27 protein-coding genes are annotated in these 25,472 nt (G+C 74.4%); 15 read left to right on the top strand and 12 right to left on the bottom strand.

From position 1 onward, the window contains the following. Positions 1-272: 272 nt before the first annotated feature. Positions 273-815, bottom strand: coding sequence for a hypothetical protein (locus tag ACLJTM_RS09405; RefSeq protein ID WP_411102979.1), 543 nt, complete (start codon positions 813-815; stop codon positions 273-275). Between the two features lie 136 nt (positions 816-951). Here ACLJTM_RS09405 and ACLJTM_RS09400 point away from each other — a divergent pair, with 136 nt between their 5' ends. Both ACLJTM_RS09400 and helR read left to right on the top strand, forming a co-directional pair. Then, on the top strand, positions 952-2,166 hold the full coding sequence (locus ACLJTM_RS09400) for an FUSC family protein (RefSeq protein WP_411102978.1): 1,215 nt from the start codon (positions 952-954) through the stop codon (positions 2,164-2,166). A 217-nt stretch (positions 2,167-2,383) separates the two neighbouring features. Next, the gene (gene helR / locus ACLJTM_RS09395; protein WP_411102977.1) at positions 2,384-4,534 is read left to right on the top strand and encodes an RNA polymerase recycling motor ATPase HelR; all 2,151 of its coding nucleotides are present in this window, start codon (positions 2,384-2,386) and stop codon (positions 4,532-4,534) included. Positions 4,535-4,558: 24 nt separating this feature from the next. Here helR and ACLJTM_RS09390 read toward each other — a convergent pair whose 3' ends face one another. Beyond that, complete coding sequence (locus ACLJTM_RS09390) at positions 4,559-4,786, bottom strand: helix-turn-helix domain-containing protein (protein ID WP_411102976.1); 228 nt, start codon at positions 4,784-4,786, stop codon at positions 4,559-4,561. Continuing rightward, positions 4,786-5,283, bottom strand: a complete 498-nt coding sequence (locus tag ACLJTM_RS09385; protein ID WP_411102975.1) for a DUF2975 domain-containing protein — start codon at positions 5,281-5,283, stop codon at positions 4,786-4,788. Before ACLJTM_RS09385 ends, ACLJTM_RS09390 begins: the two co-directional genes overlap by 1 nt. A gap of 192 nt (positions 5,284-5,475) precedes the next feature. Here ACLJTM_RS09385 and dacB point away from each other — a divergent pair, with 192 nt between their 5' ends. Then, positions 5,476-7,110, top strand: coding sequence for a D-alanyl-D-alanine carboxypeptidase/D-alanyl-D-alanine-endopeptidase (gene dacB / locus ACLJTM_RS09380; RefSeq protein WP_411102974.1), 1,635 nt, complete (start codon positions 5,476-5,478; stop codon positions 7,108-7,110). Here the strand turns inward: dacB and ACLJTM_RS09375 are convergent. Next, a complete protein-coding gene (locus tag ACLJTM_RS09375) occupies positions 7,086-7,304 on the bottom strand; it encodes a hypothetical protein (protein WP_411102973.1) in 219 nt (72 codons plus the stop codon). The genes dacB and ACLJTM_RS09375 overlap by 25 nt on opposite strands. A gap of 236 nt (positions 7,305-7,540) precedes the next feature. On the opposite strand from ACLJTM_RS09375, the gene thpR reads away from it, so the two are divergent. Further along, positions 7,541-8,134, top strand: coding sequence for an RNA 2',3'-cyclic phosphodiesterase (gene thpR / locus ACLJTM_RS09370; protein ID WP_411102972.1), 594 nt, complete (start codon positions 7,541-7,543; stop codon positions 8,132-8,134). A gap of 203 nt (positions 8,135-8,337) precedes the next feature. Next, positions 8,338-8,940, top strand: coding sequence for an HPP family protein (locus ACLJTM_RS09365; RefSeq protein ID WP_411102971.1), 603 nt, complete (start codon positions 8,338-8,340; stop codon positions 8,938-8,940). A gap of 172 nt (positions 8,941-9,112) precedes the next feature. On the opposite strand, the gene ACLJTM_RS09360 is transcribed toward ACLJTM_RS09365, so the two are convergent. After that, positions 9,113-9,355 (bottom strand): protealysin inhibitor emfourin, encoded by a 243-nt coding sequence (locus ACLJTM_RS09360; protein WP_411102970.1) that lies wholly within the window; start codon positions 9,353-9,355, stop codon positions 9,113-9,115. 290 nt (positions 9,356-9,645) lie between these two features. Here ACLJTM_RS09360 and ACLJTM_RS09355 point away from each other — a divergent pair, with 290 nt between their 5' ends. Together ACLJTM_RS09355 and ACLJTM_RS09350 are read left to right on the top strand one after the other, a co-directional pair. Continuing rightward, a complete protein-coding gene (locus ACLJTM_RS09355; protein ID WP_411102969.1) occupies positions 9,646-11,157 on the top strand; it encodes a hypothetical protein in 1,512 nt (503 codons plus the stop codon). A gap of 89 nt (positions 11,158-11,246) precedes the next feature. Further along, entirely contained in the window at positions 11,247-11,927 is a 681-nt protein-coding gene (locus ACLJTM_RS09350) for an adenosylcobinamide amidohydrolase (RefSeq protein WP_411102968.1), read from the top strand. Positions 11,928-11,976: 49 nt separating this feature from the next. Here the strand turns inward: ACLJTM_RS09350 and ACLJTM_RS09345 are convergent, their stop codons facing one another. The 4 genes from ACLJTM_RS09345 to ACLJTM_RS09330 form a co-directional block, all read right to left on the bottom strand. Next, the gene (locus tag ACLJTM_RS09345; RefSeq protein ID WP_411102967.1) at positions 11,977-12,183 is read right to left on the bottom strand and encodes a CsbD family protein; all 207 of its coding nucleotides are present in this window, start codon (positions 12,181-12,183) and stop codon (positions 11,977-11,979) included. Positions 12,184-12,312: 129 nt separating this feature from the next. Further along, complete coding sequence (locus tag ACLJTM_RS09340) at positions 12,313-13,056, bottom strand: metallophosphoesterase family protein (RefSeq protein ID WP_411102966.1); 744 nt, start codon at positions 13,054-13,056, stop codon at positions 12,313-12,315. Further along, positions 13,053-13,313, bottom strand: a complete 261-nt coding sequence (locus tag ACLJTM_RS09335) for a hypothetical protein (protein WP_411102965.1) — start codon at positions 13,311-13,313, stop codon at positions 13,053-13,055. Before ACLJTM_RS09335 ends, ACLJTM_RS09340 begins: the two co-directional genes overlap by 4 nt. After that, the gene (locus ACLJTM_RS09330; RefSeq protein WP_411102964.1) at positions 13,310-13,900 is read right to left on the bottom strand and encodes a hypothetical protein; all 591 of its coding nucleotides are present in this window, start codon (positions 13,898-13,900) and stop codon (positions 13,310-13,312) included. Before ACLJTM_RS09330 ends, ACLJTM_RS09335 begins: the two co-directional genes overlap by 4 nt. Before the next feature lie 219 nt (positions 13,901-14,119). Here ACLJTM_RS09330 and ACLJTM_RS09325 point away from each other — a divergent pair, with 219 nt between their 5' ends. The 4 genes from ACLJTM_RS09325 (at position 14,120) to ACLJTM_RS09310 (ending at position 18,171) form a co-directional block, all read left to right on the top strand. Continuing rightward, positions 14,120-14,695: a 2Fe-2S iron-sulfur cluster-binding protein gene (locus ACLJTM_RS09325; RefSeq protein WP_411102963.1), complete on the top strand. Its 576-nt coding sequence runs from the start codon at positions 14,120-14,122 to the stop codon at positions 14,693-14,695. Then, positions 14,692-15,684 carry an FAD binding domain-containing protein gene (locus ACLJTM_RS09320; protein ID WP_411102962.1) on the top strand — a complete coding sequence of 331 codons (993 nt, stop codon included), beginning with the start codon at positions 14,692-14,694 and terminating at the stop codon, positions 15,682-15,684. Before ACLJTM_RS09325 ends, ACLJTM_RS09320 begins: the two co-directional genes overlap by 4 nt. Positions 15,685-15,768: 84 nt before the next feature. Beyond that, on the top strand, positions 15,769-17,895 hold the full coding sequence (locus ACLJTM_RS09315; protein ID WP_411102961.1) for a xanthine dehydrogenase family protein molybdopterin-binding subunit: 2,127 nt from the start codon (positions 15,769-15,771) through the stop codon (positions 17,893-17,895). A 120-nt stretch (positions 17,896-18,015) separates the two neighbouring features. Next, on the top strand, positions 18,016-18,171 hold the full coding sequence (locus ACLJTM_RS09310) for a DUF6131 family protein (RefSeq protein WP_411102960.1): 156 nt from the start codon (positions 18,016-18,018) through the stop codon (positions 18,169-18,171). Between the two features lie 125 nt (positions 18,172-18,296). On the opposite strand, the gene ACLJTM_RS09305 is transcribed toward ACLJTM_RS09310, so the two are convergent. Then, positions 18,297-18,551 carry a hypothetical protein gene (locus ACLJTM_RS09305; RefSeq protein WP_411102959.1) on the bottom strand — a complete coding sequence of 85 codons (255 nt, stop codon included), beginning with the start codon at positions 18,549-18,551 and terminating at the stop codon, positions 18,297-18,299. 201 nt (positions 18,552-18,752) lie between these two features. On the opposite strand from ACLJTM_RS09305, the gene ACLJTM_RS09300 reads away from it, so the two are divergent. The 3 genes from ACLJTM_RS09300 (at position 18,753) to ACLJTM_RS09290 (ending at position 21,177) form a co-directional block, all read left to right on the top strand. After that, complete coding sequence (locus ACLJTM_RS09300; protein ID WP_411102958.1) at positions 18,753-19,784, top strand: GAF domain-containing protein; 1,032 nt, start codon at positions 18,753-18,755, stop codon at positions 19,782-19,784. Next, a complete protein-coding gene (locus ACLJTM_RS09295; protein WP_411103285.1) occupies positions 19,667-20,470 on the top strand; it encodes a PP2C family protein-serine/threonine phosphatase in 804 nt (267 codons plus the stop codon). The genes ACLJTM_RS09300 and ACLJTM_RS09295 overlap by 118 nt, the downstream gene beginning before the upstream one ends. A gap of 191 nt (positions 20,471-20,661) precedes the next feature. Continuing rightward, positions 20,662-21,177, top strand: coding sequence for a flavin reductase family protein (locus ACLJTM_RS09290; RefSeq protein WP_411102957.1), 516 nt, complete (start codon positions 20,662-20,664; stop codon positions 21,175-21,177). Between the two features lie 33 nt (positions 21,178-21,210). Here ACLJTM_RS09290 and ACLJTM_RS09285 read toward each other — a convergent pair whose 3' ends face one another. Both ACLJTM_RS09285 and ACLJTM_RS09280 read right to left on the bottom strand, forming a co-directional pair. Beyond that, the gene (locus tag ACLJTM_RS09285; RefSeq protein ID WP_411102956.1) at positions 21,211-22,674 is read right to left on the bottom strand and encodes an MFS transporter; all 1,464 of its coding nucleotides are present in this window, start codon (positions 22,672-22,674) and stop codon (positions 21,211-21,213) included. A gap of 139 nt (positions 22,675-22,813) precedes the next feature. After that, the gene (locus ACLJTM_RS09280) at positions 22,814-23,446 is read right to left on the bottom strand and encodes a TetR/AcrR family transcriptional regulator (protein ID WP_411102955.1); all 633 of its coding nucleotides are present in this window, start codon (positions 23,444-23,446) and stop codon (positions 22,814-22,816) included. A gap of 120 nt (positions 23,447-23,566) precedes the next feature. Between ACLJTM_RS09280 and ACLJTM_RS09275 the strand changes: the two genes are divergently transcribed. Next, positions 23,567-25,177, top strand: coding sequence for an FAD-binding oxidoreductase (locus tag ACLJTM_RS09275; RefSeq protein WP_411102954.1), 1,611 nt, complete (start codon positions 23,567-23,569; stop codon positions 25,175-25,177). Positions 25,178-25,472: the final 295 nt, after the last annotated feature.

The following is a 25,472-nucleotide window of genomic DNA, read 5'->3' as shown; positions in this document are numbered from 1 at the left end:
GCGTCCCGGCCGGTTCCGGAGTCAGCGCAGCAGCGTCACCAGCCGCCCGGCCGGCACCGTGCAGTTCGATGCGAACAGCAAGGGGGTCCGGCTCCAGCCAGTAGGCGCCGAGCAGTTCCGCGTACGCGACGGGTGCCCCGTCCTGGTGATCGTCCACACGTGCACCAACTGGCGAGCCGCTCCCGCGCCACGGGCACGGCCGCAAACGCAACACGAACGTGACCGGGCACACGGTCCCGCCGGCCGGGCGCCCCGGCCGGTCGGCGGCCCGGTCAGCGGCCGGCGCGGTGCTCGTAGACGGTGAGGGACAGCGCCTTCATGGCGGCGTGGGCCCGGTCGGCGTCCAGGCCGTGGTCCACGGCTTCGAGGGCGGCCGCAGCGGACACCCGTACGGCCGTGGGCAGGCCTTCGTAGGCGGAGACCCGGTAGGCCACGGTGCGGCGGGCCTCACGTTCGGCTTCGCTCACCCCGTCCGGGACGAGGGGGAAGACCGCGGCCTGGTAGGTGGCGATGCTCACGAAGACCGCGTCCGCCACCCCCTCGGCGTAGCCGCCGGCGGGGGCGGCCGCGGCTGCGTGCCCGGCGTCGCCCGGTACGGGTGGTGGGGCCGCGGGACCGGGCCGGAAGAAGGCTGCGACCTGGCGGCGGGAGAGGAACGAGCCGGCGCCCGCGCCGAGGCCGGCCGCCGCACCGGCGACCAGGGCCGTCGTCCGGCCGCCCAGCAGGAAGCCGAAGCACGCCCCGGCCACCGCCGCGGACGTCACCAGGACGAAGGTGATCATCAGGAGCATGCGGGTGGCGAGCGAGGACGTCATGTCCGGCAGTATGCACAGCGGCCCCGGCGCGCCCGGGGGCGCCCCGGGGCTCGGGCGGCCGCGCATCCCGGGGCCGAATTGATCAACTACCCGTCAGATCCGCGATGGGGACCGCCGAACAGGGCAAGGGCGGGGTATGACGCAAGCACTTGCCTCACTCCTGCACCTGGTGAGCCGACATCGGGAGCCGGCCGTCGTCCAGGCGCTCCGCTCCACGGCGGCGGCCGTCGTCTCCTATGTCGTCGCCCTCCGGCTCAGCAGCGAGCCTGCACCGCTCACCGCGCCGCTGACGGCCCTGCTGGTCGTCCAAGTGACCCTGTACACCACCCTCACCACCGGGATCCGACGGGTGAACTCCGTCGTCGCGGGGGTGCTCATCGCGATCGGGTTCAGTGCGCTCGTGGGGCTGACGTGGTGGAGCCTGGGGCTGATCATCCTGGCCTCGCTCGTCGTCGGCCGGCTGGTGAAGGCCGGGGAGTTCGTCCCCGAGGTGGCGATCAGCGCCATGCTGGTCCTCGGCGTGACCCGGGTGACGGACACCGCCTGGGACCGGGTCCTGGAGACGCTGATCGGCGCCGCCGTCGGCCTCGCCTTCAACATCCTCTTCGTGCCGCCGGTCTGGGTGCGGCCCGCGAGTGAGGCGATCAGCGACCTCGCCGCGCGGATGCACACCCTGCTGATGCACATCGGCAGGGAGTCGGGCTCTGCCACCACCGTGGAGCAGGCCGCGGCTCGGCTGCACGAGGCGCGCCGGCTCGACAACGACATCGCCCAGGTGGACGGGGCTTTGCGGCAGGCGGAGGACAGTCTGCGGCTGAACCCGCGCGTGCGTGAGGGGGTGCTCTTCCGGCTGGTGCTGCGGACCGGTCTGGACACCTTGGAGATCTGCGCGGTCGTCCTGCGGGTGTCCTGCCGTACGCTCACGGACCTTGCCCAGACCCGGGGGGACGAGCCGGTCTTCCCGCCGCGCATCGCCGAGGCCCTGCAGACGCTGTACGAGCACATGGCCCTCGCCGTGGAGGCCTTCGCCCAGCTCATCACGGCACAGGTCAGTGCGAACGCGGAGGCGGCCGAGGCCCGGCTGACCGAGGAGCTCCTCACGGCCCGCCGCAGCCGCGACCAGCTGGCGGCCCTGCTCCCTGAGCAGATGGCGCTGCGCCCCGGGGAGTGGCAGCTGTACGGAGCGCTGCTGGCCGAGGCGGACCGGGTGCTGGACGAACTGGGGGTGGAGAAGCGCTCCGAGCGGCTCCTCGAGGAACTGGACCGGCACTCCCGTGAGCAGCGCGAGCGCTACCCGCGCTTGCACCGCCTCGCCAAGTGGGCCCGCGGGCTGCGCCGGACGGGCCGCTGATCCGCCCCCGGGCCGACGGCAGGCGCCGATGGCGCCGATGGGCCTGCGAAGGGGGGAAGGAGGGGGCCGGAGGGGGGCCGGCCGAGGGGGCTGGGAGGTGTGGTCACTCCTTGCCACTTTCAACTTATAGCGCAGAGGGGGGCTTGCGGCAAGGCCCCGGTCGTCCCGCAGAATCGCCCGTCGAAGCCAGATTCCGGGCCATGGGGAGATCCACGCAGTGCACCTGACCACCAGCGCGTTCCACCTGTCCGACCGCCTTTCCGCCAAGGCCGATCCGGCGCTGATTGGCGCCGACGAGCGGCATTTCGCGGCGGTCTCGGCGAGCCTGGAGCAGGCGGTCGGTGAGCTGTCCGAGCGCCTGGCCGCCGCGCGCAGGGCGCCCGGCGGCATCGGCCGGGAGGCCATGGACCGCGACATCGAGATCCACCGGCTGACCGGCCGCCTGCGCACCCTGCGCCGTTTCGGCCTCGACCTGTGCCTGGGGCACATCGTGGGCCCGGACGACACCGAGCCGGTGTACATCGGCCGGCTCGGCCTGACCGACAGCACCGGGCGGCGGCTGCTGCTCGACTGGCGCTCCCCCGCTGCCGAGCCGTTTTTCGCGGCGACCCACGGCAACCCGATGGGGCTGGCGAGCCGCCGCCGGTACCGCTGGACCCGCGGCCGGATCAGCGACTACTGGGACGAGGTGTTCACCTCCGACGGGCTTGACGGGCATGCCGCGCTGGACGACCAGTCCGCGTTCATCGCCGGCCTGGGCGGCAACCGCTCCGCCCGGATGCGCGACGTACTGGCCACCATCCAGGCCGACCAGGACGAGATCATCCGGGCGGGGTCCCGCGGTTCCCTCGTCGTCGACGGCGGTCCTGGTACGGGCAAGACGGTCGTGGCCCTGCACCGTTCCGCCTACCTCCTCTACTCCGATCCGCGGCTCGGCCGCCGTCGGGGCGGCGTGCTGTTCGTCGGCCCGCACCAGCCGTACCTGTCCTACGTGGCCGACGTCCTGCCCAGCCTCGGGGAGGAGGGCGTGCAGACCTGCACCCTGCGCGACCTGGTCGCCGAGGGGGCCTCGGCCGCGGTCGAGACCGACCCCGTCGTGGCCCGTCTGAAGTCGTCCGCGGACCTGGTCGGGGCGATCGAACCGGCCGTCCGGCTCTACGAGGAGCCGCCCGGTGAGGGGATGACGGTCTCGACCCACTGGTCCGACCTGTGGCTGGGTGCCGAGGACTGGGCGGCAGCGTTCGACGCCGTGGAACCGGGCACTCCGCACAACGAGGCACGTGAGCAGATCCTCGAAGAGCTGCTGGCCATCCTTGCGGACAAGGACGACAGCGGCGCCCCGCCGGAACTGCTCCGCAGGTCGCTGCTGCAGGACCGGGACCTGATCGGGACCCTCGACCGGGCGTGGCCGACCCTGGACGCGGCGGAACTCGTCGCGGACCTGTGGTCGGTGCCCGCCTACCTGCGCCGCTGTGCGCCCTGGCTCGGGCCGGACGAGGTGCGGGCGCTGCAGCGGGCCGATGCGCGGGCCTGGACGGTCGGCGACCTGCCGCTCCTGGACGCGGCGCGGCAGCGGCTGGGCGATCCGCGGGCTTCCGGGCGCAGGCGCCGCAACGAGGTTGCGGTGGCCGCCGAACGGGCGCGCCGGGCGGACGCCGTGGAGAGCATGCTGCAGAACGTCGAGATCGACGAGAGCGAGGGCGCGCTCGGCATGCTGCGCGGTCGGGACCTGCAGGACACCCTGGTCGACGACAGCGCCCTGTCCGCGGCCGAACCGGACCTGCTCGCCGGGCCCTTCGCACACATCGTCGTGGACGAGGCGCAGGAGCTGACGGACGCCGAGTGGCAGATGCTGCTGCTGCGCTGCCCGTCCCGGAGCTTCACGATCGTCGGGGACCGCGCCCAGGCCCGGCAGGGGTTCACGGAGTCGTGGCAGGAACGGCTGGAGCGGGTCGGGCTCGACCGGATCACCGTGTCCTGTCTGAGCGTCAACTACCGGACGCCGCAAGAGGTGATGGCGGAGGCCGAGCCGGCCATCCGGGCCGGTCTCCCGGACGCCAATGTGCCGGTCTCCGTCCGCAGCAGCGGCATCCCCGTGGCCTACGGGGACGCCGCCGACCGGGACGCGGTCCTCGCGGACTGGCTCGGCGCGCACGAGGACGGGACCGCCTGCGTGATCGGCGACCCGGCCTTCCGGCCCACCGGGCGGGTCCGCTCCCTGACCCCCGCGCTGGCGAAGGGGCTCGAGTTCGACCTTGTGGTGCTCGTCGACCCGGAGCAGTTCGGCACGGGGGTCGAGGGCGCGGTCGACCGGTACGTGGCGATGACCCGGGCGACGAGCCGGCTCGTGGTCCTCACCCGGTCCTGACGCGGGGCGCCCGGCGCGGGGGCCTCACTGCGGCGGGGGGCCGGGCGGGCCGGGCTCCCAGCGCAGCAGGTCCCCGGGCTGGCAGTCGAGGGCTTCGCAGAGCGCGGCCAGGGTGGCGAACCGCACGGCTTTGGCACGCCCGTTCTTGAGCACGGCCAGGTTGGCCGGGGTGATCCCGACGCGTTCCGCGAGTTCCCCCACGGACATCTTCCGCCGGGCCAGCATCACGTCGATGTCGACGGTGATCGGCATCAGATGACCTCGTCCAACTCGGCTTGCAGGCCGGCTGCCTCGACGTCGCGGGCGACGGCCTGGGCGAGCAGGAGCCGGAGCACGAGCACGATGAGCGCGACCCCCAGCACCCCGACGCCGGCCCCGCCGATCAGCAGGACCATGCCCGGGGGGACGGCCTCGCCCGGCGCCAGCACCACCCCGAGTGCGAAGACCAGCAGGGCGCCCGCCACGGCTGCGCCGATCACGGCGTCGACGTACCGGAAGGCGGCGTTCGAGAACACGGTGCCGCGTTTCACCATCGAGACCAGCCGCCACACGCAGACCAGGACCACCTGGACCGCAACGACCCCCAGGACCGTGAGGACGAGGAGCGGGCTGCGCAGGTAGGCGTACTCCGCATCCAGATCCTCCAGGTCGGCGGCGAACAGCGGCACCATGACCGCCTGGACGAACACCGAACCCGCTGCCAGCATCACCAGCACGGCGCGCAGCGCGAGCACCGTCAGTCTTCCCATGACCCACTCCCCTGATCGAGCAACGATGGAAATCTATCGAATATCGATAGGTGAAGGCAAGTGTGCCGTCCGTGCGTACGAGGTCCCCGCAGGCCGCACCGCCGGCGGGGTAGGCGGCGTGCAGGCAGGTTCCGGCCGTGCCACCCTGTTCACAGGCCTCGGGAGGACACCGCCACCCGGACGGAGCGCGCCGTGAGAAGTCCGATCCGCTGCGTATCACCGCGGCCCGTGGCGGCCGCCTCCTGCGCCGCCCTGCTGTTCACGGCGCTGGTCTGCGGGACGGCGTCGGGGGCGGATCCGGCCCCATCCCCCTCCCCCTCTCCCTCGGTGTCGGGGGAGGACGGCCTCGGCCGGCTCGACCCGCGGATCGCGGAGATCATGCGGAAGCCGGAGTACCGCCACGCCCGGTGGGGGCTCCTGCAGACCGGGCCGGACGGCGGGCGTGCGGTGCACAGTCTCTCCGCCGACCAGTTCTTCATCCCGGGATCCACCGCCAAGCTGCTGAGCGTCTCCGGGCCGTGGCAGACCCTGGGCGGCGACCACCGCTTCGTGACCCCGGTGTACGCGGTCGGCCGGCGAAGCGGGGCCACGCTGACCGGCGACCTCGACCTCGTCGCGCAGGGCGACCTCACCCTGGGGGGCCGGACCCGGCCCGACGGCACCGTCGCCTACACCGACCTCGACCACACCTACGCCAACGACTTCGCCGGGGCCACCCTCACCCCGGAGAACCCGCTCGCCGGAATCGACCTGCTCGCGCAGCAGGTGCGCGAGGCCGGCATCACCCGCGTCGACGGCGACGTGGTCGTCGACAGCCGGCTCTTCCTCCCCGACCCGGGCCTGGACCCGGTCCCCACCCCCCTGATCGTCAACGACAACCTCATCGACCTCCTGACCACCCCCGGAGACCGGCCCGGGGCGGACGCCCGGCTGGACTGGCGGCCGAAGGTCGCCCCCTACCAGGTCACCTCGACCGTCAAGACCGTCGCCGCCGGGAAGCCCGCCGCGGTCACCGTGACCGCCTCCGAGGGCGGCACCCGGATCCGGCTGTCCGGCACGGTCGCCGTCGGCGCCGCGCCCCTGCTGCGGACCTCTCCGGTCACCGACCCGGCTGCCTTCGGCCGCACCGCGCTGATCGAGGCCCTGGGACGCGCCGGGGTGCGGGTGTCCGCCGACCCGACGGGTCCCAACCCGGTCGCCCGGCTGCCGCGCGACTACGCCGGCCGGCCCCGGGTGGCCGCCTACACCTCACCGCCGTTCGCCCAGTACGCCAAGCTGATCCTGAAGGTCAGCCACAACCTGGGCGCCAACCTCGGCATCTGCCTGATGGCGGTCACGGCCCGCAGCGACCAGTGCGAGGCGGGCTTCCCGGTACTGGCCCGCTTCCTGGACCGGGCGGGGGTCGACCGCAAGCAGGCGGAGCTGATGGACGGCCGGGGCGGCAACCCCGCCGACCGCGCCACGCCCCGCGTGCTGGTGCAGATGCTGGCGTACTGGCAGGGGACACCCGAAGCGCGGCTCTTCCGGGAAGCCCTGCCCGTCCTGGGGGTCGACGGCCTGCTGGCGGAGAACTGCCGCGACTGCCCGGCGCGCGGGAAGGTGTTCGCCAAGACCGGGGCGGCCGTCGGCGGGGACGCCCTCAACAACCGGCTGTCGGTCGGCGCCATCACCATCGCCGGCTACCTGGACCGGGGCGGCGGCCGCTTCGACACCTTCTACGCGGGTGTGAACGGTGCCACCACGGCGGGCGCCGACCCGGAGGAGGTGCTGGGCATCGCCGACGACCTCGCATCCATCGCCGCCTACCTCCAGGAGTCCTCGCCCTGACCGCCGGACCGGCCGTCCACGCGGCCGCCGGCGGGACCCGTGAAGCCGGCGGTGGCGCCTTCCGGCGGCGGTGTGCGGAACAGCGGCACCACGACCTGCCGCGGCGCAGGCGGGACCGGCCGGTGCAGGAGCCCGGCCGCGGACCGCTCCTCCTCCGCAGCGGAGTCGTCGTCCTCGTACCGGAACAGACACATGGGGACCTCCTTGGGGAACCTCGAACGTGCTCGGCGCCCGGACGAGGGGACGGCAGTCCGGGGCTCGTGAGGAAGCTATCCCCCCGCTCCGCCCCGACCCCCGCCCCCTGACGCGGCCTTGACGGCGTCCGCCCGCTCCCTGACACGTCCCTGACCCCCGGCCCCGCTCCCGCCCGCCGGCCCCGGCCTGCCGTGCGACGTGACGGAACCGGGCCGGACACGGTACGAAGTCCCCTGTGAACGAACACATCCAGTCCCCCACCATCCGGGTGTTCATCGCCCTCGCCCCGCCCGACGAGGCGAAGGACGAGCTCGCGAAGGAGCTGCGGCCCGCCTACGCGGCGTACCCGGACATGCGGTGGAACCGCATCGAGGACTGGCACATCACCCTGGCGTTCCTCGGCGAACTGCCGGTCGCGTCCGCAGCGCTGCTGCGGACGCCGCTCGCCCGGCTCGCCGCGGAGCGCACCCCCCTGCACCTGGCGCTGCGCGGTGGCGGGCACTTCGGCGAGCGCGTGCTGTGGAGCGGGATCGACGGGGACCTCGACGGGCTGCACCTGCTCGCCGGCGAGGTACGGGCCGTGGTCGAGGAGTGCGGCATCCCCTTCACGGGCCGGCCGCTGCGCCCCCACCTGACACTGGCCCGGTCCCGGCGCAACGATACGACGAGCGCCGTGGAGGCCGCCTGCGGGCTCGGTGCCTTCACGGGCCGGGCCTGGCCGGCCGAACGGCTCCACCTGGTCGGCAGCAACTTCGGCCGCGGCCCGGCGCCGATCCGCTACCGCGACATCAAGGCCTGGACCTTCGACGGCCGTCCCGAGGGGCCCTGACCTGGGCGGTACGGGACCTGGCGGGCGGCCGGCCCGGGGGGCTCCGTATGATCGAGGCGGTCCGCGGCCGCCCCTCCCCGGGCCTGCGCCGCGAGGCGGGCCCTGCCGACCGCGCGGCCCCGGGGCGGCACGGTCGCCCTCCTCCTGCCGATGTTCACCGCCGTGCGGACGCCCCCGCCGGCCAAGCCCCGAAAATGCGCCTCTTGAGCACCGACCAGATCACGCCCGACCAGATCCTGTCCGAGCGGACGCCCGAGCCGAGCACGCCCGGGCCGGCTGCCGCATCCGCACGGCAGCCGGCGCGCAGCCGGATACGGCCCCGCCTCGTCGGCCGGGCTCCCGCTCCGGTGCCCGGCACCGTCCTGCACAGCGTGAGCGGGGCCACCGCGGTCATGCTGGCCCTGGTGGCGATCGGCGCCCTGATCCATGAGCCCGTCCTGATTCCGCCGCTCGCCGCGTCCGCCGCGCTCATCCACAGCGTGCCCGGCATGCCGCTGGCCCAGCCGCGCAGCGTGATCGCCGGGCACCTGCTGTGCGCCGCCGTCGGGTACGGGGGCCTCGCCGCCTTCGGCAGTGCCTCCTGGGCGGCGGCCCTGGCGGCGGGCGCCTCGCTGGCGGTGATGGCCGTGGCCCGGACCCCGCACTCCCCGGCCTGTGCGACCGCCGTGGTCATCGTGTTGCGGGAGCCGGACCCGCGGACCTTCGTCCCGCTCCTGGCGGGGGCGGTCCTGCTGCTCGTGGTCGCCGGCTGCGCCCTCTCACGGGTCCGCGCGGGCGCCGTCCGCTACCCCGTGTACTGGTGGTGACCAGGGCGGTTACCGGCAGCCGAAAATTGTCGACGCCGACGGTTTAGCGCGCGGGGCCCGGGTCATACGAGGGTTACCGGAGGCCGGGGCGGTGAGCGGCCCGGGTTCCAGAGCGGCCCGAGCCGCGTGATGACCTCCCCCCTCATCACGCGGCCGGGGCTCGCCCCCTCCTTCAGGCCCCTTCGCCGAGGACAGTGCGGACCAGTTCCCGCTGCTCCTCCGTCAGCGTCGGCCCCTCCAGATCGAAGACCTGGTCGTCGACCGCTATCCGGTAGTGGAAGGAGTCGGCCGCCGACGGCACGGCCCGGCGCGCGAGCTGCTCCAGCTCCCGGGCGTCCCGCCGCTGCGAGGTGTCGATCCCGCGGGTCTTCTCGACTCCGGTGAATCCTCCGGAGCGGGTGACGGTGATCAGCATGATCGTTCTCCTTCGCCGGGGCCCGCCCTGTCGCGGCGCCCCCACCCGCCTGCCCCCGATCCCGCGGCCCTCCCCCCGCGGGGCCCGGTGGCGGGGCCGTCCGTCTCGAATTCGCCATTCCGTGGCCGAGGTCCGACCGGTTGGTTCGCGGGAGGGCGGGACGCGGGCGCGGTGGGATGCGGGCGCGGTGGGATGCGGCTCACGCGGGTGACAGGGCGGGGCGGGGGGTACAGAACGGGGAGCCGACGTCGGGGGGACTGATGGGCCGGGCACTTCGGGTGGGGATTCCCTTGCTGCTGCTGGGATTCACCCTGTGGTACGCGTCGTACTACACGACGATCGTGGTGTGGGAGCTGCGGAAGCTGTTCGCCTGGGTGGCGCTGCCGCTGGTGGCCGCGGGGGTTGCGGGCCTGCTGTGGCTGGCGCTCTGGTGGGTCCGGCGCCGGGCCGACCGCCGGGGAGGCGGGTCCGCGGGGGTGGCCCTCGGCTGGCTCGGCGCTCTCGCCGGTCTGCTGCTGGGCGTGGCCTGGCTGGTGTACGGGGCCTACCTGCAGGACCGGGCGTACATGGGCGGCGTGCAGATCGTGGCCGACCCGGTGCCGCAGCTGTCGGCCCGGGCGCCCTATGTGGTCGGGAAGGCGCAGGCGGCGCCGCACCTGGGCGATGTCACGGGGGAGATCGCCGACATCACCTACCTGCCCGACTCGGACCGCTTCGCCACGCTCGTCGAACGCAGGGGATGGCTGGCCGGGTACGAGGTCGGGCTCGTGCAGGACATCCCACTGGGCGGCAGCAGCCGCGAGCAGCAGCGCTGCGCCTTCGACGTGGACACGGCGGACGCGCGGGTCGGCGGGTGGTTCGCCCACAACCTCGGCCGCAAGATCTCCGCTCAGCAGCGGTGGGTCCGCTTCGATGCCGGGGACGTGTACGTGACCTGCTCGGACGGGGTGCCGGTGGTGGTCGTCCCGCTCAAGCGCCAGACCGGCTTCCTCGTCGTCACGGAACGGCCCGCCGGAGTGGCGCTCTACAACGGGCGGACCGGGCGACTCACCATCACCGGAGACACGCTGGCCGTTCCCGGGCCCTCCTACCCCCTGAGCCTCGCCGCCCGGCAGCGCGAGGCCACGGCCGCCGTGGGCAGCTTCTCCGACTGGTGGTTCGAGCGCAGCGGATGGGACGCGTCGGAGGACGGGGCGAACGAGGGCAACGAGTCGGAGTTCACCCTGCGCCACGGCGAGGGGTCCGGGAACAGTGCGTACGTCACCCCCCTGACCCCGCAGGGCGAGGCGAGTTCGGTGGTGGCCGTCTCCACCGTCCCCACCCGGCACCGGGGCGGCGGGCTGGCCCCGTTGACCGTCCACCGCCTGGACCCCACCTGGTCCTCGCCGAAGGCCCTGGTCGCACTGGTGAAGGCGGAGTACCGGGACGTCTGCTGCTACAACGACGACCGGGTGTTCGAAGTGGTCCCCACGGGCGGCAGCACCTGGACGGCGACGATCGGCAGCGAGCAGAACATCCGGTACCGCGTGGAGGGGCGGGGGGCGGTCGACGGGCGGGAGGCGACCTGCCTCAAGGGCGCCGACGGCACGCTCATCCGGTGCGCGTACGCGGCCCCGGGCTCGGCGGAGGAGCAGGAACTCCAGCGCCGGGAGAAGGAGAAGGAGAAGCAGAAGGCGGGCAGCGGTGACGGCGGCGCCGGCGGCGGGGCGGGCGACCTGGGGGCGTACAGCTCCGAGCAACTGGCCGAGCTGCACCGGCGGGTGTCCGAGGAGGTCCTGCGGCGCCTGAAGGCGGCCGGCTGAGGTACGGCGCGGACGGGGGACCCGCCGGGGGGTCCGGCGCGGGGCGCGCATACGATCGGCCGGACCCGACCCGCGAGGAGTTCCGCCCGGTGACCGCCGTCGTTCCGCCCGCCCGACCCGCCACCGGCCTCCTGCCGGTGCAGCCGCTGACCCGCTTCGAGGACGGCGAGGAGCTTCACTCGCTGCTGTGGCGGGCGGGCCGGGGCTGGCGCATGATCAGCAGCGCGGTCCTCGGCGGCGGCATCGGGGAGCGTTCCTGGGTGCTCAACGCCCAGGTGGCGCACGGCTACCGGCGCACCGACCCGGACCGGCACCTGTCCGCTCTGGCCCGCGTCGCGGGGGTGCGGGGCGCGGGAGTCGGCCTGATGACGGCCGCGGCGGTGTCCCGACCGGGCCGCGCGCACAGCGGTGGCGTCGAGGCCGTCGTCACCTCCGGCATCTCGGTGCGGGGCTGGGCCGCCTCGGCGGACGAGGGAACGCGGTTGCCGTCGGGGCCGGGGACGATCAACATCATCGCCGCCGTGCCCGCGGCCCTGTCCGATGCGGCGCTCGTCAACGCCGTGGCCACCGCCACGGAGGCGAAGGTGCAGGCCCTGCTGGAACTGGGCCACGACTGCTCCGGTACGCCCACGGACGCCGTGTGCGTCGCCGCGCGGACTCCGGTGCCCGGCGGCGAGGTGCACGCCTTCGCCGGGCCCCGGTCCCTGTGGGGCGCGCGGCTGGCCCGCGCCGTCCACGCGGCCGTGCACGAGGCCACACCCCGCGCGTGAGGGCCCCCGGCGCAGCGGCTGCGCCGGGGGCCCTCACGTACGGACGGGATCAGACCTCGTCGTCGCGGCGGCCGCTCAGCGAGTCCGTGACTCCGCGCGCGCCTTCCTTGGCCTTGCCCATGGCCTCCTGGGCCTTGCCCTTGGCCTGGTCCGTCTTGCCTTCGGCCTTCATCCGGTCGTTGCCGGTGACCTTGCCGACGGCCTCCTTGGCCTTGCCCTTGGCCTGGTCGATTTTTCCCTTGGCCTTGTCCGCCATGGCGAACTCCTTTCCGGAAGCCCGTTGCCGAGGACGCCTCGCCCACAGCGTGGTCAGAAGGGCGGTACGCGGTGCACCGTGCCGCCCGATGACGCGCTTGCCCAGCTTCCGCGGTCCGAACCCCCGCGGTCAGCGGCCGGCGGACGCGCCGTGGTCGCCGAGGCGGTACACGGCGAAGGCGCGGTCGATGACGGGCATGGCCACGTTGCGCACGTGTACGCCGCCCAGCGTCATGCCGTGCTCGGTGCCCAGGTGGGCGTGGCCGTGGACGGCCAGGTCGGCCCCGGTCGCGTCGATCGCCTCGGCCAGCAGGTAGCTGCCCAGGAAGGGATGGATCTCCGGGGGCTCTCCGGCCAGGGTGTCGGGGACCGGCGCGTAGTGGGTCAGGGCGACCCGTGCGTCGCAGCCGGCGTCCGCCAGTTCCGTGAGGGCCTCGTGCAGACGGTCGGCGCAGGCGCGCCCGTACTGCATGAACGCCTTCATCTCGGGCTCGCCGAAATCACTGCCGCAGCGCCCGGCGAAACCTCCGCCGAATCCCTTGGCACCGGCGATGCCCACGCGGTGCCCGCCGACCTCCAGGACCACCGACTCGCCTTCCAGCACGGTCACGCCCGCGTCGGCGAGGACCTGGACGACTGCCTTCTCCTGGTCGCTGTGGTAGTCGTGGTTGCCGAGCACCGCAACGACGGGGACGGGCAGGCCCGCGACCTCGCCGGCCACCACCTCGGCCTCCTCGGGGGTGCCGTGGCGGGTGAGGTCGCCGGCGAGCAGCAGCACGTCGGCGTGGTCGTGGACGGTCTCGAAGGCGGGCCGCAGGACACCCTCGCTGCCCGGGGCGAGGTGGATGTCGCCGACGGCCGCGACGCGGATCACGACAGGTCCTCTCCGTGGTCGGGTGCGCCCGTGCCCACGACGGACAGGTCGTGGCGCCAGGGCAGCGGGTCGAGGGCCTCGGCGGCCAGCCGCAGCACGGTGTCACGGCACGCGGCGTCGGGCACCGGGCCCCACACCAGGACGGAGCCGCCGCGCACCTCCACCCGTACGCCCAGTTCCGCGATGTCGGCCTCGGCCAGACGCTCGCACAGGTGGGCGGCCAGGTACTCCGGTGCCGCCGTGGCCTCGCCGTTCATGACGCCTCCTTGCGTGCGGGGATCACGTCCATGCGTTCGAGCAGGTAGAGGAAGGAGTCGGGGAGGGGGTCGGCGCGGTGGCGGCGGTCGAGCCGGTCCCAGTCGATCCGTTCGCGCAGCATCCGGGCCATCGGGAGCAGGTCGCCGAAGTCGCAGTAGTGCTCGCAGAGCGCGGACAGCCGGCTGTCCATCAGGTCGGTGGCGGCCAGTACGGGCATGCGGACGGAGTCCACGGCCCGCATCTCGGCCCGCTCCAGCAGGGCTTCGTCGACGGGGCGCCGGGCCAGGTCGAGGATGAGGTCGATCTCCTCCTCCCCGTCCCGCGCCTTGACCAGCCAGTCCTCGGGCGCGTCGACGTGCCGGATGCCGCCCTCGGCCAGCGCCTTCACCGCCACGTCCACGTCCTGCCGGCGCAGGCAGAAGTCCGTGTCGTGGCGGAAGCGGGCGGGGAGTCCGTGCGCGAACGCCGCGACGCTGCCCGCCAGCGCGAAGGGCACGCCCGAGTCCTTCAGCAGGACCGCGACGCGTTTGGTCGTCTCCAGGATCGCCTGAGTGTGGTCGCGGGGCAGGACGTCCTCGTCCGTCACGCTGTCCACCACCTTCCGTCGGGAGCCCCGGCTGTGGGTCGGGGGATGCGCTCCTTCCCCCGGTCGTCGGCGGCAAACGGCGGCAGCCGTGGGACGCGGGGCGCCGGGAGGTGTGAGGCGGGCGCCGACCGGATACCCCCTAGTGCTGTGAGAACCGACCGGTCCGGCCCGCGGACGCCGTCCGGTGCGAGGACCGCTACGAGAGGCAGGGGTTGCGTCATGGACGGCCACGCCGGTACCCGCTCGCAGGTGACGTTGCACGTCAACGGCGAACGGCACGGGCTCGACCTGGACCACCGGACCACGCTCCTCGACGCGCTGCGCGAGCTGCTGGACCTCACGGGTGCGAAGAAGGGCTGCGACCACGGCCAGTGCGGGGCGTGCACCGTCCTCGTCGACGGGCGGCGGCTCAACAGCTGCCTGCTGCTCGCCGTGGCGCAGGACGGGGCGCTGATCACCACCGTCGAGGGCCTCGCCCCGGGCGGGGGCGCGCTGCACCCGCTCCAGGAGGCCTTCATGGCCCGCGACGCGTTCCAGTGCGGCTACTGCACGCCCGGCCAGCTGTGCTCGGCCGTCGGCATGCTGGCGGAGGCCGCGGCGGGGGCTCCCTCGCTGGTGACGGTCACGGACTCCGGTGAGGGCACCGGATACGGGGCGGCGGGCGGGCTGCCGCCCGGGGACCGGGGGCCCGTCGCGCTGACCCGTGCGGAGATCGCCGAGCGGCTGAGCGGCAACCTGTGCCGTTGCGGTGCCTACCCGCGGATCGTCGACGCCGTGCAGGACGTGGTCGCGTGAAGCCCTTCGGCTACGTCCGGGCGCAGAGCCTCGCCGAGGCGGCCACGGCCCACGGGGGCCGCCCCGGGTCGGCGTACCTGGCGGGCGGCACCAACCTCGTGGACCTCATGAAGCTCGGCGTCGAGCAGCCGGACACCCTGGTGGACCTGACCGGGCTGCTGCCGACCGGGATCGAGGCCACCGCGGACGGCGGAGTGCGCATCGGCGCGGGCGTGCGCAACAGCGATCTCGCCGCCCACCCGCTGGCCGGCGCCCGCTGCCCGGTCCTCGCCCAGGCCCTGCTCTCCGGGGCGTCCGCCCAGCTGCGCAATGCCGCGACCACCGGGGGGAACCTGCTCCAGCGCACCCGCTGCGGCTACTTCCAGGACGTGGCCAAGCCCTGCAACAAGCGGGAGCCCGGCAGCGGCTGCGGGGCGCTCGACGGGATCAACCGGGACCACGCCGTCCTCGGGCACTCCCCCCTCTGCGTGGCCACCCACCCCTCGGACCTCGCGGTGGCGCTGGCCGCCCTGGACGCGGAGGTCGAGATCACCGGCGCCGGCGGACCCCGTACGGTCGCGTTCGACGGGTTCCTGCGGCTCCCCGGGGACCACCCGGAACAGGACACGGCACTGCGGCACGGCGAGCTCGTCACGGCGGTGCTGCTGCCGGCGGGCGCCTTCGGCGCGCCGTCCCGGTACCGCAAGGCCCGGGACCGGGCCTCGTACGCCTTCGCGCTGGCCTCGGTCGCCGCGGTGCTGGAGACCGAGGACGGGCGGGTCACCCGGGTGGCGCTGGCGTTCGGCGGGCTGGCGCACCGGCCGTGGCGGGCCCGTACGGCGGAGGAGCAGCTGCTCGGCGGTCCGGCGACGGCCGAGGCGTTCCGCACGGCGGTGGGGGCGGAGCTGGCGGCGGCCCGCCCGCTGCGCGACAACGCCTTCAAGGTGGTCCTCGCCCGCAGCCTCGCCTGTGACGTCCTGGGCCGGCTCGCCGCACCGCGGCAGGGCTGACCGGGCCGCCGCCCGGCCCGCGGCACGCATCCGGACCTGCACCCCGACTCCGATCCCGACCCGGCGAGAGACTGCGAGCACCCCGTGGACGACTCCTCCCCCGCACCGACGTCCGTTCCCGCCCTCGGTTCGCCCGCCCCACGGCGGGAAGGCCCGCTGAAGGTCACCGGCACCGCCCGCTACGCCGCCGAGCACACCCCCGCCGGCTGCCTGTACGCCTGGCCGGTGCCCGCCGCGGTGGCCGTCGGGCGGGTGGCCTCCGTGGACACGGCCGCGGCGCGGGCCCTGCCGGGGGTGGTGGCGGTGCTGACCGTGTTCGACGCGCCCCGGCTGGGTGCGACGGAGGACCCGGAGCTGCGGGTCCTGCAGGATCCGCAGGTGCCCCACAGCGGCTGGTTCGTGGCCCTGGCGGTGGCGGAGACCCTGGAGGACGCCCGGGCCGCCGCCGGCGCGGTGTCCGTGGTGTACGAGGAGCCGGGCGCGGCGCCGGACGTGGTGCTGCGGACGGACCACCCCGGGGCGTACGCGCCCGAGAAGGCCAACGGCGGGCATCCCGCGCGCCGCGAGCAGGGGGACGCCGGGGCCGCGTACGAGGCGGCGGCGGTGCGGGTGGACTGCGCGTACACGGTCCCCCCGCTGCACAACCATCCGATGGAGCCGCACGCGGCCACCGCCGCCTGGGACGCGGACGCGCAGCGCCTGGTGGTGTACGACTCCAGCCAGGGCGCCGGAGCCGTGCGGGCCGAGCTGGCCTCGCTGTTCGGCCTGTCCGAGGAGCAGATCAGTGTGGACTCGGAGCACGTGGGCGGCGGATTCGGCTCCAAGGGGACGCCCCGGCCGCACGTGGTGCTGGCCGTCATGGCGACCCGGCGTACCGGACGGCCGGTGAAGCTGGCCCTGCCGCGGAACCAGATGGGCGCCGTGGTGGGGCACCGCGCCTCCACCCTGCACCGGGTGCGGCTCGGCGCCGGGCCCGACGGGGCGCTGACCGCGGTGGCGCACGAGGTGACGACGTACACCTCGCGGATCGGGGAGTTCGTGGAGCAGGCGGCGGTACCCGCGCGGGTGATGTACGCGGCGCCGAACCTGCTCACGGCGCACCGGGTGGTGCCGCTGGACGTGCCCACGCCGTCGTGGATGCGGGCGCCCGGGGAGACGCCGGGCATGTATGCGCTGGAGTCGGCGATGGACGAGCTCGCCGACGCGTTGGGCCTGGACCCGGTGGAGCTGCGGATCCGCAACGAGCCCCCGGTGGAGCCGGACAGCGGCCGCCCCTTCAGCAGCCGCAGCCTGCCGGCCTGCCTGCGGGAGGGCGCCCGGCGCTTCGGCTGGCCGCAGGGGCGCGGGCCGCAGGCCCGGGACGGGCTGCTGACCGGTGCGGGAGTGGCGGCTTCCACCTACCCGGTGCTGGTGGCCCCCTCGCAGGCGAGGGCGTACGCCCTGCCGGACGGCAGCTTCCGGGTGGAGATTGCCGCGACCGACATCGGCACCGGGGCGCGGACGGTCCTGGCGCTGGTGGCCGCGGACGCCCTCGGGGTGGCCGCGGAGCGGGTGACGACCGTCATCGGGCACACCTCTCTGCCGCCCGCGCCCCTGGCCGGCGGCTCCTCGGGTACGGCGTCCTGGGGATGGGCGGTGCACGGGGCGTGCACCGCGCTCGCCCTGAAGCTGAACCGGCACGGCGGCCGGGTGCCGGAGGGCGGGCTGTGCGCGTCCGCCGACACCACGGCCTCGGCCAAGCAGCGTTCGCCCTATGCGCGGCACGCCTTCGGCGCCCAGTTCGCCGAGGTGCAGGTCGACACGGTGTCCGGGGAGGTACGGGTGCTGCGCATGCTGGGGGTGTTCGCGGCGGGCCGGGTGCTGAACCCGACGGCGGCCCGCTCCCAGTTCGTGGGGGGCATGGTGATGGGCCTGGGGATGGCGCTGAGCGAGCACGCCCCGCTGGATCCGGTGCACGGCGACTTCGCCGCGCGGGACCTGGCCTCCTACCACGTGCCGGTGCACGCGGACGTGCCCGACATCGAGGCGCACTGGATCGAAGAGGACGACAAGCACCTGAACCCGATGGGCAGCAAGGGGATCGGCGAGATCGGCACGGTGGGGGCGGCCGCCGCCATCGGCAACGCCTTCGCCCGGGCCACCGGGCGGCGGATCCGGGAACTGCCGCTGACCCCGGACCGGGTGCTCGCCGCCTTGGCCGAGAACGGCTGAAAACCGCCTGGGGCCGGCCTCGGGGGCCGTCGGCGCAACTGCCCGCCCCGGGCAGGCGTGAACCCGCCGCAGGAGTGGTAGACGCACAGCGTCCGCATTCTGATGGACAAGGAGGTTGTCATGATTGTCCTCGGCGTGATTCTGCTGATCCTCGGGTTCGTCTTCTCCATCTCGATCCTGTGGACGATCGGCCTGATCCTCGTCTTGATCGGCGTGGTGTTGTGGGTGCTCGGCGCGGTCGGGCACGCGGTCGGCGGCCGGAACCACTATTGGTGACGTCACGGCCCGCGGCGTGACCGAGGGCATCCTGACGGCCCCCAAGGGGGTGAAGGGGAGGGACGATCCGCACGGGTCGTCCCTCCCCCTCTGCCGTCCGGGCCGGAGCGGCCGAAAGCGGCGGCCTAGGCCAGCGGGGCGCCGCAGCAGGAGCAGACGGTCGCACCGCGCCCAATGGTGAGCCGCCCGCAGTCGGGACACACCAGGTGCAGCAGGCAGGCGGACTCGCCGCCCTCGTCCCCGGCCGCCCTCGCGGCACCTGCGGCGTCTGCGGCGTCTGCGGCACCTGCGGCGTCTGCGGCCCGTTCGGCCGTCCCCGCCCCCGACTCGTCCTGAGCCGGGGACCCGGCCCCGGTGCTGCCCCCCGTCTCGGCGTCCATGGCCACCCTCCCGTCTTCCGCAGCGGCGTGACGTACGCCGGTCCGAGCCTGCCGCCGCCGCGCTCCGGCCGCAAGGCGCCGCCGCGCCGGTGGGCGGGCGCGGCGCACGACGTACCGGCAAGCTGGAAGCAGCAACCGGCCGACGGTGTGCCCGGAGCGCCGTGCGCCGCGGCGGGGCGCCCACGGGAAGGGAGGACCCAGGTGAACAGGTTCGCGCGCCTGGCCACCCGGCTCCTGGACGCCCCGCGGGCCGTGGTGTGGGTGGCCGACGCCGACGGGGGCCCCGGCACCTGGGAGTCCTGGCCGGCCGCGTCACCATCCGACGAGGACCTTCTCGCGGGCTGCCGCCGGGTGGCCGAGCTGGGCTGCCCCGCGGCCTGGCGGATCTCCGAGGACCGGCCCTCCGCGTTCGCCGGGGTCCCCCTCGTCGGGCCGGGCGGCGAGCTCCTCGGCGTGCTGGCCGTGGCCGACAGCGCCTCGCGACGGTGGACGCCGGACGATCTGCGCGACCTCGGGGACCTGGCGGCCGCCTGCAGCGCCCAGATGCGGCTGCGGTACCGCTCCGAGGCCGCGCTGCGCGACCGCGAGCAGGCCGAGGCGGCCGCCGCGCTCGCCGAGGTGGCTGCGGACCGCATGGAGGTGCTCCTCAGCCGTGCGCAGCTGCTGCTGCGGGCTGCGGAGGACCTGGGCGAAACCACGGGCCCCGCCGAGGTGCGGGCGCGGGTCGGCGACCTGGTCAGCGGTGACCTCAAGCCGTCCTATGTGGGGCTCGTGCTGGTGGGTGAGGACGGCAGGCTGCACCGGGCGCCCGCGCCGGGTGGCGAGGGCGCCGCATCGGCGGAGGCGGGCGCCGCGTACGGGCTGGAGGCGGGCGATGCGTACGGGCCGGAGGCGGGCTGGCCCACTGCGCGAGCGGTCCGGGAGGGCCGCACGGTGGTGGTCGAGGACCCGCAGGCGCTCCGGGACGGATACGCCCCGGAGGCCGTGGCCGCCTTCGGCCACTGGGCCTGCACACGGCGATCTGCATTCCCCTGCCGGGCGTCCAGGCCGTCGTCGGCGCCCTGGAGCTGGGCTGGGACATCCCGTACACGATCGGCCCGGCGGAACGGGCCGTGCTGCTGGCCCTGGCCGGATACGCCGCCCGGGCCGTGGAGCGGTCCCGGTACCTCGACGAGCGGGTCTCGGTGGCCCGGCAGCTCCAGGAGGCCATGCTCACCGACCTGCCCGCCGTAGAGGGGCTGGAGACCGCCGTCCTCTACCGGCCCGCGGCCCGGCAGGACATGGTGGGCGGGGACTGGTACGACGTGTACCCGCTGCCGGGTCCCGACGGAGCCTGCGGCTGGTCCGTGACCGTCGGAGACATCACCGGGCACGACATGGCGGCGGCGACGGTGATGGGCCAGGTCCGCATCATGCTCCGGCAAGCCGACCACGACCATCCGGGCCGGCCCCCGCACCACGCGCTCGGCGCTCTGGAGGCGGCCTGCCGGCACATCGGCATCCCGGCGAGCGGCACCCTCGTCCATGCGCACCTCACCCCTCGGGCCGGCGGCCACTGGCACCTGGCGTGGACCAACGCCGGCCACCCGCCGCCCGTCCTGGCCCGCGCGGACCGCACCGACGAGACGCTGTGGGCCCACGACATCCTGCTCCACCCCTCGCTGCCCGCGGTGCCGCGCACCACGCACACCGTCCTGCTGCCGCCGGGCAGCACCCTCCTGCTGTACACGGACGGCCTCGTCGAGCACCGCGACGGGGACCTCTGCGAGGCCATCGCCGAGACGGCCCGGCTGCTCGCCGCGGCGGACCCGCGGGCTCCGCTGGACGGGCTGCTGCGCCACCTCGTGGACACCGTGTCGCCTCCGCACGCCGACGACGACACGGTCCTGCTGGCCGTGCGGACCGCGCCGCGTCCCTGAGGGCCCGGCTCCACCGGCCAAGTCCTCCCCGGCCCACACCTCACCGGCCCATCTCTTCCCGGCTCATCCCCACCCGTCTCATCCCTACCCTGCGGCGCCTGCCCGGGCGTACGGTGCGGGGGCGCCGTCTGCGCCGCTCCGGTGCGCAGGTGGCCGCGAGTGGCCGCCCCGGCCCGTGAGGAGTGGCTGACATGCCGGACGCCGGACCTGCCCCCGAGGACAAGGACCCCGTCCCCTTCGCCGATGCGATGGACGGCCCGATGTACGTGGTCACGGCCGCGGCGGACGGGGAACGGGCGGGCTGCCTGGTCGGGTTCGCCTCGCAGTGCTCGATCGACCCGCCGCGCTTCATGGTCTGGCTTTCGACCGCCAACCGGACCTACCGCGTCGCGCGGCAGGCCCCCTGCCTCACCGTGCACGTGCTGCGCCGGGACCAGCACGCCCTGGCCGGGCTCTTCGGCGGCCGCACCGGCGACGAGGTGGACAAGTTCGCCGGGGTGGAGTGGCGGCCCGGGCTGGAGGGGGCGCCGGTACTGGCCGACGTACGGGCCTGGTTCACCGGCCGGGTCGAGGAGCAGGTCCCGGGCGGCGACCACGTGGGGTTCCTGCTGTCGCCGGCCGAGCAGTCACCCGAGGCCACCGCCGCGGATGGCCCGCCCCTGCGCTTCGCCGACGTACGCGACCTGGAGGCCGGCCATCCGGCGTGACGGGGCGGGGACGGCCCGCGGGGCGCGGACGCGTCAGGCGGCTTCCTTCGCGGAGAGCGGCTTGGCGATGTCCTCCAGGGAGCGGCCCTCGGCCGCGACCGCGAAGAACACGGCGACGAGCCCCGCCGCCACCATGAGTCCGGCGCCGATGCAGAACGCGAGGACGGCGTCGGAGACCTGTCCGCTGGAGGTGAGTCCGGCGAAGATCAGCGGGCCGGAGATGCCGCCCGCCGCGGTGCCCACGGCGTAGAAGAAGGCGATGGCCATCGCGCGGGTCTCCATGGGGAAGATCTCGCTGACCGTCAGGTATGCCGAACTGGCTCCGGCGGAGGCGAAGAAGAGCACCACGCACCAGCAGGCGGTCATGGTCACCGCCGTGAGCATGCCGGCGCCGAACATCCAGGCCGTCCCGAACAGCAGCAGGCCGGACAGGATGTAGGTGCCGGAGATCATCGGCCGTCGGCCGAGGGTGTCGAACAGGCGGCCCAGCAGCAGCGGTCCGAGGAAGTTCCCGAAGGCGATGACGGCGAAGTAGTAGCCGGTCACGGAGCTGGAGACGTCGAAGAACGTGACCAGGATGGAGCCGAAGCCGAAGGTGATCGCGTTGTAGAGGAAGGCCTGTCCGACGAAGAGGGACAGGCCGAGCACGGCGCGGCGCGGGTAGGTGCGGAACACCGTCTTCGCAATCTCGCCGAAGCCGATGCTGCGGTGCACGGTCACCGTGATGGCCTCGCCCGGCTCGGGCAGGGACCGGCCCTTCTCCGCCTCCACCTGCTGCTCGACGTCGGCGACGAGTTCCTCGGCCTCCTCGGCCCGGCCGTGGAGGAACATCCAGCGCGGACTCTCGGGGACGTGGCGCCGTACGAGGAGGATGACCAGCCCGAGGACGACGCCGAGGCCGAAGGTCAGCCGCCAGCCCAGCCACGCCGGGAAGATGTCCGTGTTCAGGGCCACCACCGACAGCAGGGCTCCGGCGACCGCGCCGAGCCAGAAGCTGCCGTTGATGATCAGGTCGACGCGGCCGCGGTACTTGCTCGGGATCAGTTCGTCGATCGCGGAGTTGATGGCGGCGTACTCGCCTCCGATGCCGAAACCGGTCAGGAAGCGGAAGAGGAAGAACCACCAGACGGAGAAGGACAGCGCGGTCAGGGCCGTTGCCGCCAGGTAGAGGGCCAGCGTGATCAGGAAGAGCTTCTTGCGTCCGAAGAGGTCGGTGAGCCGTCCGAAGACCAGGGCGCCGAAGCATGCGCCCGCCACGTACAAGGCGGCTGCGACGCCGGTCACCTGAGCGTCGGTGATGGACAGTCCGCTGCCGTCCTCGGACAGCCGGCTGGCGATGCTGCCGACGACGGTGACTTCCAGGCCGTCCAGGATCCAGACGGTGCCCAGGCCGATCACGATCATCCAGTGCCAGCGGGACCAGGGCAGCCGGTCCAGGCGAGCGGGAACCTTGGTGGTGACGGTTCCCGCGCTCATCGGGTCAGTGGTCTCGGACATGGCCGCCGTCTGCCCCCGACGGGCGGGGGCAAACGCGCCGGCGAGCCGGTCACGCGGGAGCGCCCGCCGGTGCTCGTGTCGGCGCTTCCGCCGGTACGGGCCGGTGGATGCCGTGCCGTGCCCTGCCGGTCCGGTCGGGTCAGGCCCCGTCCGTCGCGGGGGTGAGGGCGGCTGCGGCCGCGAACAGGCGGGCGCAGCGCTGCGCCATGGCGTCCGGGGACTCGTCGGGGTGTTTGACCCACCAGCGGACGAGGGTGGCGACCAGGCCCTGCCACACGTAGGTGAGCGCGTCGGCGTCGAGCGGGTCGGTGGATCCGGCCGACCGCAGGAGCGCGGTGGTTCCGTCGGCCGCGAGCCGGTCGATGGCGGACCAGTAGTCGGCGGCCCGGCGGGCGGCCTCGCCGCCGGGGGGCAGGGTGGAGTCGTAGAGGACGAACCACGCTTCCCGCCGGCCCTCCAGCGCGGTGAAGATGCTGTGCAGCACCCGCAGGGGGGTGTGACCGGTGGCGGGGCTTGGGCCCATCGCGGCGCGGATGGTGTCCAGCAGCCGGTCGCCGACGGGGACAAGGCAGGCGAGGTACAGGTCCTCCTTGGTCCCGAAGTACTGGTGCAGCAGGGTCTTGGTGACGCCCACCCGCGCGGCGATGGCGGCGAGCGAGGCGCCCGCGTAGCCGCAGGTGCCGAACTCCTCCGTTGCGGCGGCCAGGATCTGCTGTTCGCGGTCCTGCCGGGGGACTCCCTTGGTGCCGGGTTTCGAGCGGGGGGTTGCCATGGCGGAATATTATCAGTAAGTAATTTACCGATCGGTAAGTTCTCGTTCTTGCCCGCTCTTCCTCGCTCTTCCTCGTTCCTGCTCGTTCCTGCTCGTTCCTGCGAATCCTGGAGCCCGCTCATGTCCGGACTGATGCAGCAGCCGACGTCCCGCCTCCGCTCCTGGTGGGGCTGGGGGTGGTCCGACGCCCATCCCGGTGACGCCGAGTGCACGGCCATGGGCGCACTGATACCCGGCACGCTGGCCCGCCCGCTCCCGGTCCCGCGGGTCTGCGACCTGGCCGTCCCGCCCCCGGCCGTGGAACCGCCCGGCAGCCTGGCCCACCTGGTCGACACCGACCCGCAGCAGCGTGCGGCCCACGCCATGGGCAAGGCGTACCGCGACGTCGTACGGGCCCTGCGCGGCCGGCCCGGCCGCTTCCCGGACCTCGTGGCCCGGCCGACGGACGAGCAGGAGGTCGCCGACCTGCTGGACTGGGCCGGCGACGGGCAGATCGCCGTCATCCCGTACGGCGGCGGCTCCTCGGTCACCGGCGGCGTGGAGTACCGCGGGGACGCCCACCGGGCCGTGCTGTCCCTCGACCTCACCGCGATGGGCCGGGTCCTGGAGGTCGACACCGCAGGCCGGTCCGCGCGCATCCAGGCCGGCGCCCTCGGCCCGGATCTGGAGGACCAACTGCGGCCCCACGGACTGACGTTGCGGCATTTCCCGCAGAGCTTCGAGTTCTCCACCCTGGGCGGTTGGCTCGCCACCCGTGCCGGCGGCCACTACGCCACCGGGCGCACGCACATCGACGACCACGTCCAGTCCCTGCGTGTCGTCACCCCGGCCGGCACCCATGCCTCGTGGCGGCTGCCCTCCTCGGGTGCGGGGCCCTCCCCCGACCGCCTGTTCCTCGGTTCCGAGGGAGCTCTCGGCGTGATCACGGAGGCGTGGATGCGGCTGCAGGCCCGCCCCGTCCACAAGGCCTCCGCCTCCGTCGCCTTCACCTACTTCCCCGCCGCGCTGGAGGCGGTGCGCGCGCTGGCACAGTCCGACCTCTCCCCCGCCAACTGCCGCCTGCTGGACGCCGGCGAGGCCGCCCTGTCCGGCGCCTCGCACCAGGGCTGCGCCGTCCTCGTCCTCGGTTTCGAGTCGGCGGACACGCCCGTCGCGGACCGCCTCGCGCAGGCCGTCGACCTGGCCCGGGCCCACGGCGGACGGTCCGCGGGCCCGGCAGCCGGGAGCGGCGCGGGCGGGGGTCCCGCCGACCGGGCCGTCAGCGCCTGGCGCGAGGCCTTCCTGCGGATGCCCTACCTGCGCGACGGCCTGGCCAGGATGGGCGCCGTGGCGGAGACCTTCGAGACGGCCGCCACCTGGGACCGGGTACCCGCGCTCATCGAGGAGGTACGCCGCGAGGTGGGCGCCGCGGCGCTCAAGGCCACCGGGTATCCGGCGACCGTCAACTGCCGCCTCACGCACGTGTACCCGGACGGCGCGGCGCCCTACTTCACCGTGCTCGCAGCCGGCCGGGCCGGTGACGAGGTGGCTCTCTGGGACGACCTCAAGGCCGTGGCGAGCGAGGTCCTGCACCGGCACCGGGCCACGATCACCCACCACCACGCCGTCGGCCGCGACCACCGGCCGGGCTACGACCGCCAGCGCCCGGACCCCTTCGCCCTCGCGCTGAGCGCGGCGAAGGGCGCCCTCGACCCGCGGGGCATCCTCAACCCGGGCGTGCTGGTCGGCTGAACCCCGCTTTCTCGTCAGCCATGTGACGGCCTCTCATGCCGTGTGCCTCCCGTGCGGGGGCCGGGCGGCCCGTCGGAGCCCCGGGAGCCGGTGCCGGGCGGGTCGTTCCCGGCCGGTTAGGCCGGAGGCCCTGGCGCGCCACCGCCGGGCTGTGGTTACCTGAGCCCATGACCGTACTCGTGACCCGCCGCCACGTGGACTACGCGCGTGTCACGACCACGAGTTGTCCCGCCGCCTGCTGAGACGCGGCGCCGCGGCCCCCGGGCCGTCCTCTCCCCCTGCCGGCGCGCCCGTG

The sequence above is a fragment of the Streptomyces sp. cmx-4-9 genome (assembly GCF_046548835.1).
GTDB lineage: Bacteria > Actinomycetota > Actinomycetes > Streptomycetales > Streptomycetaceae > Streptomyces.
This window is presented reverse-complemented; position numbering and strand designations above follow the sequence as displayed.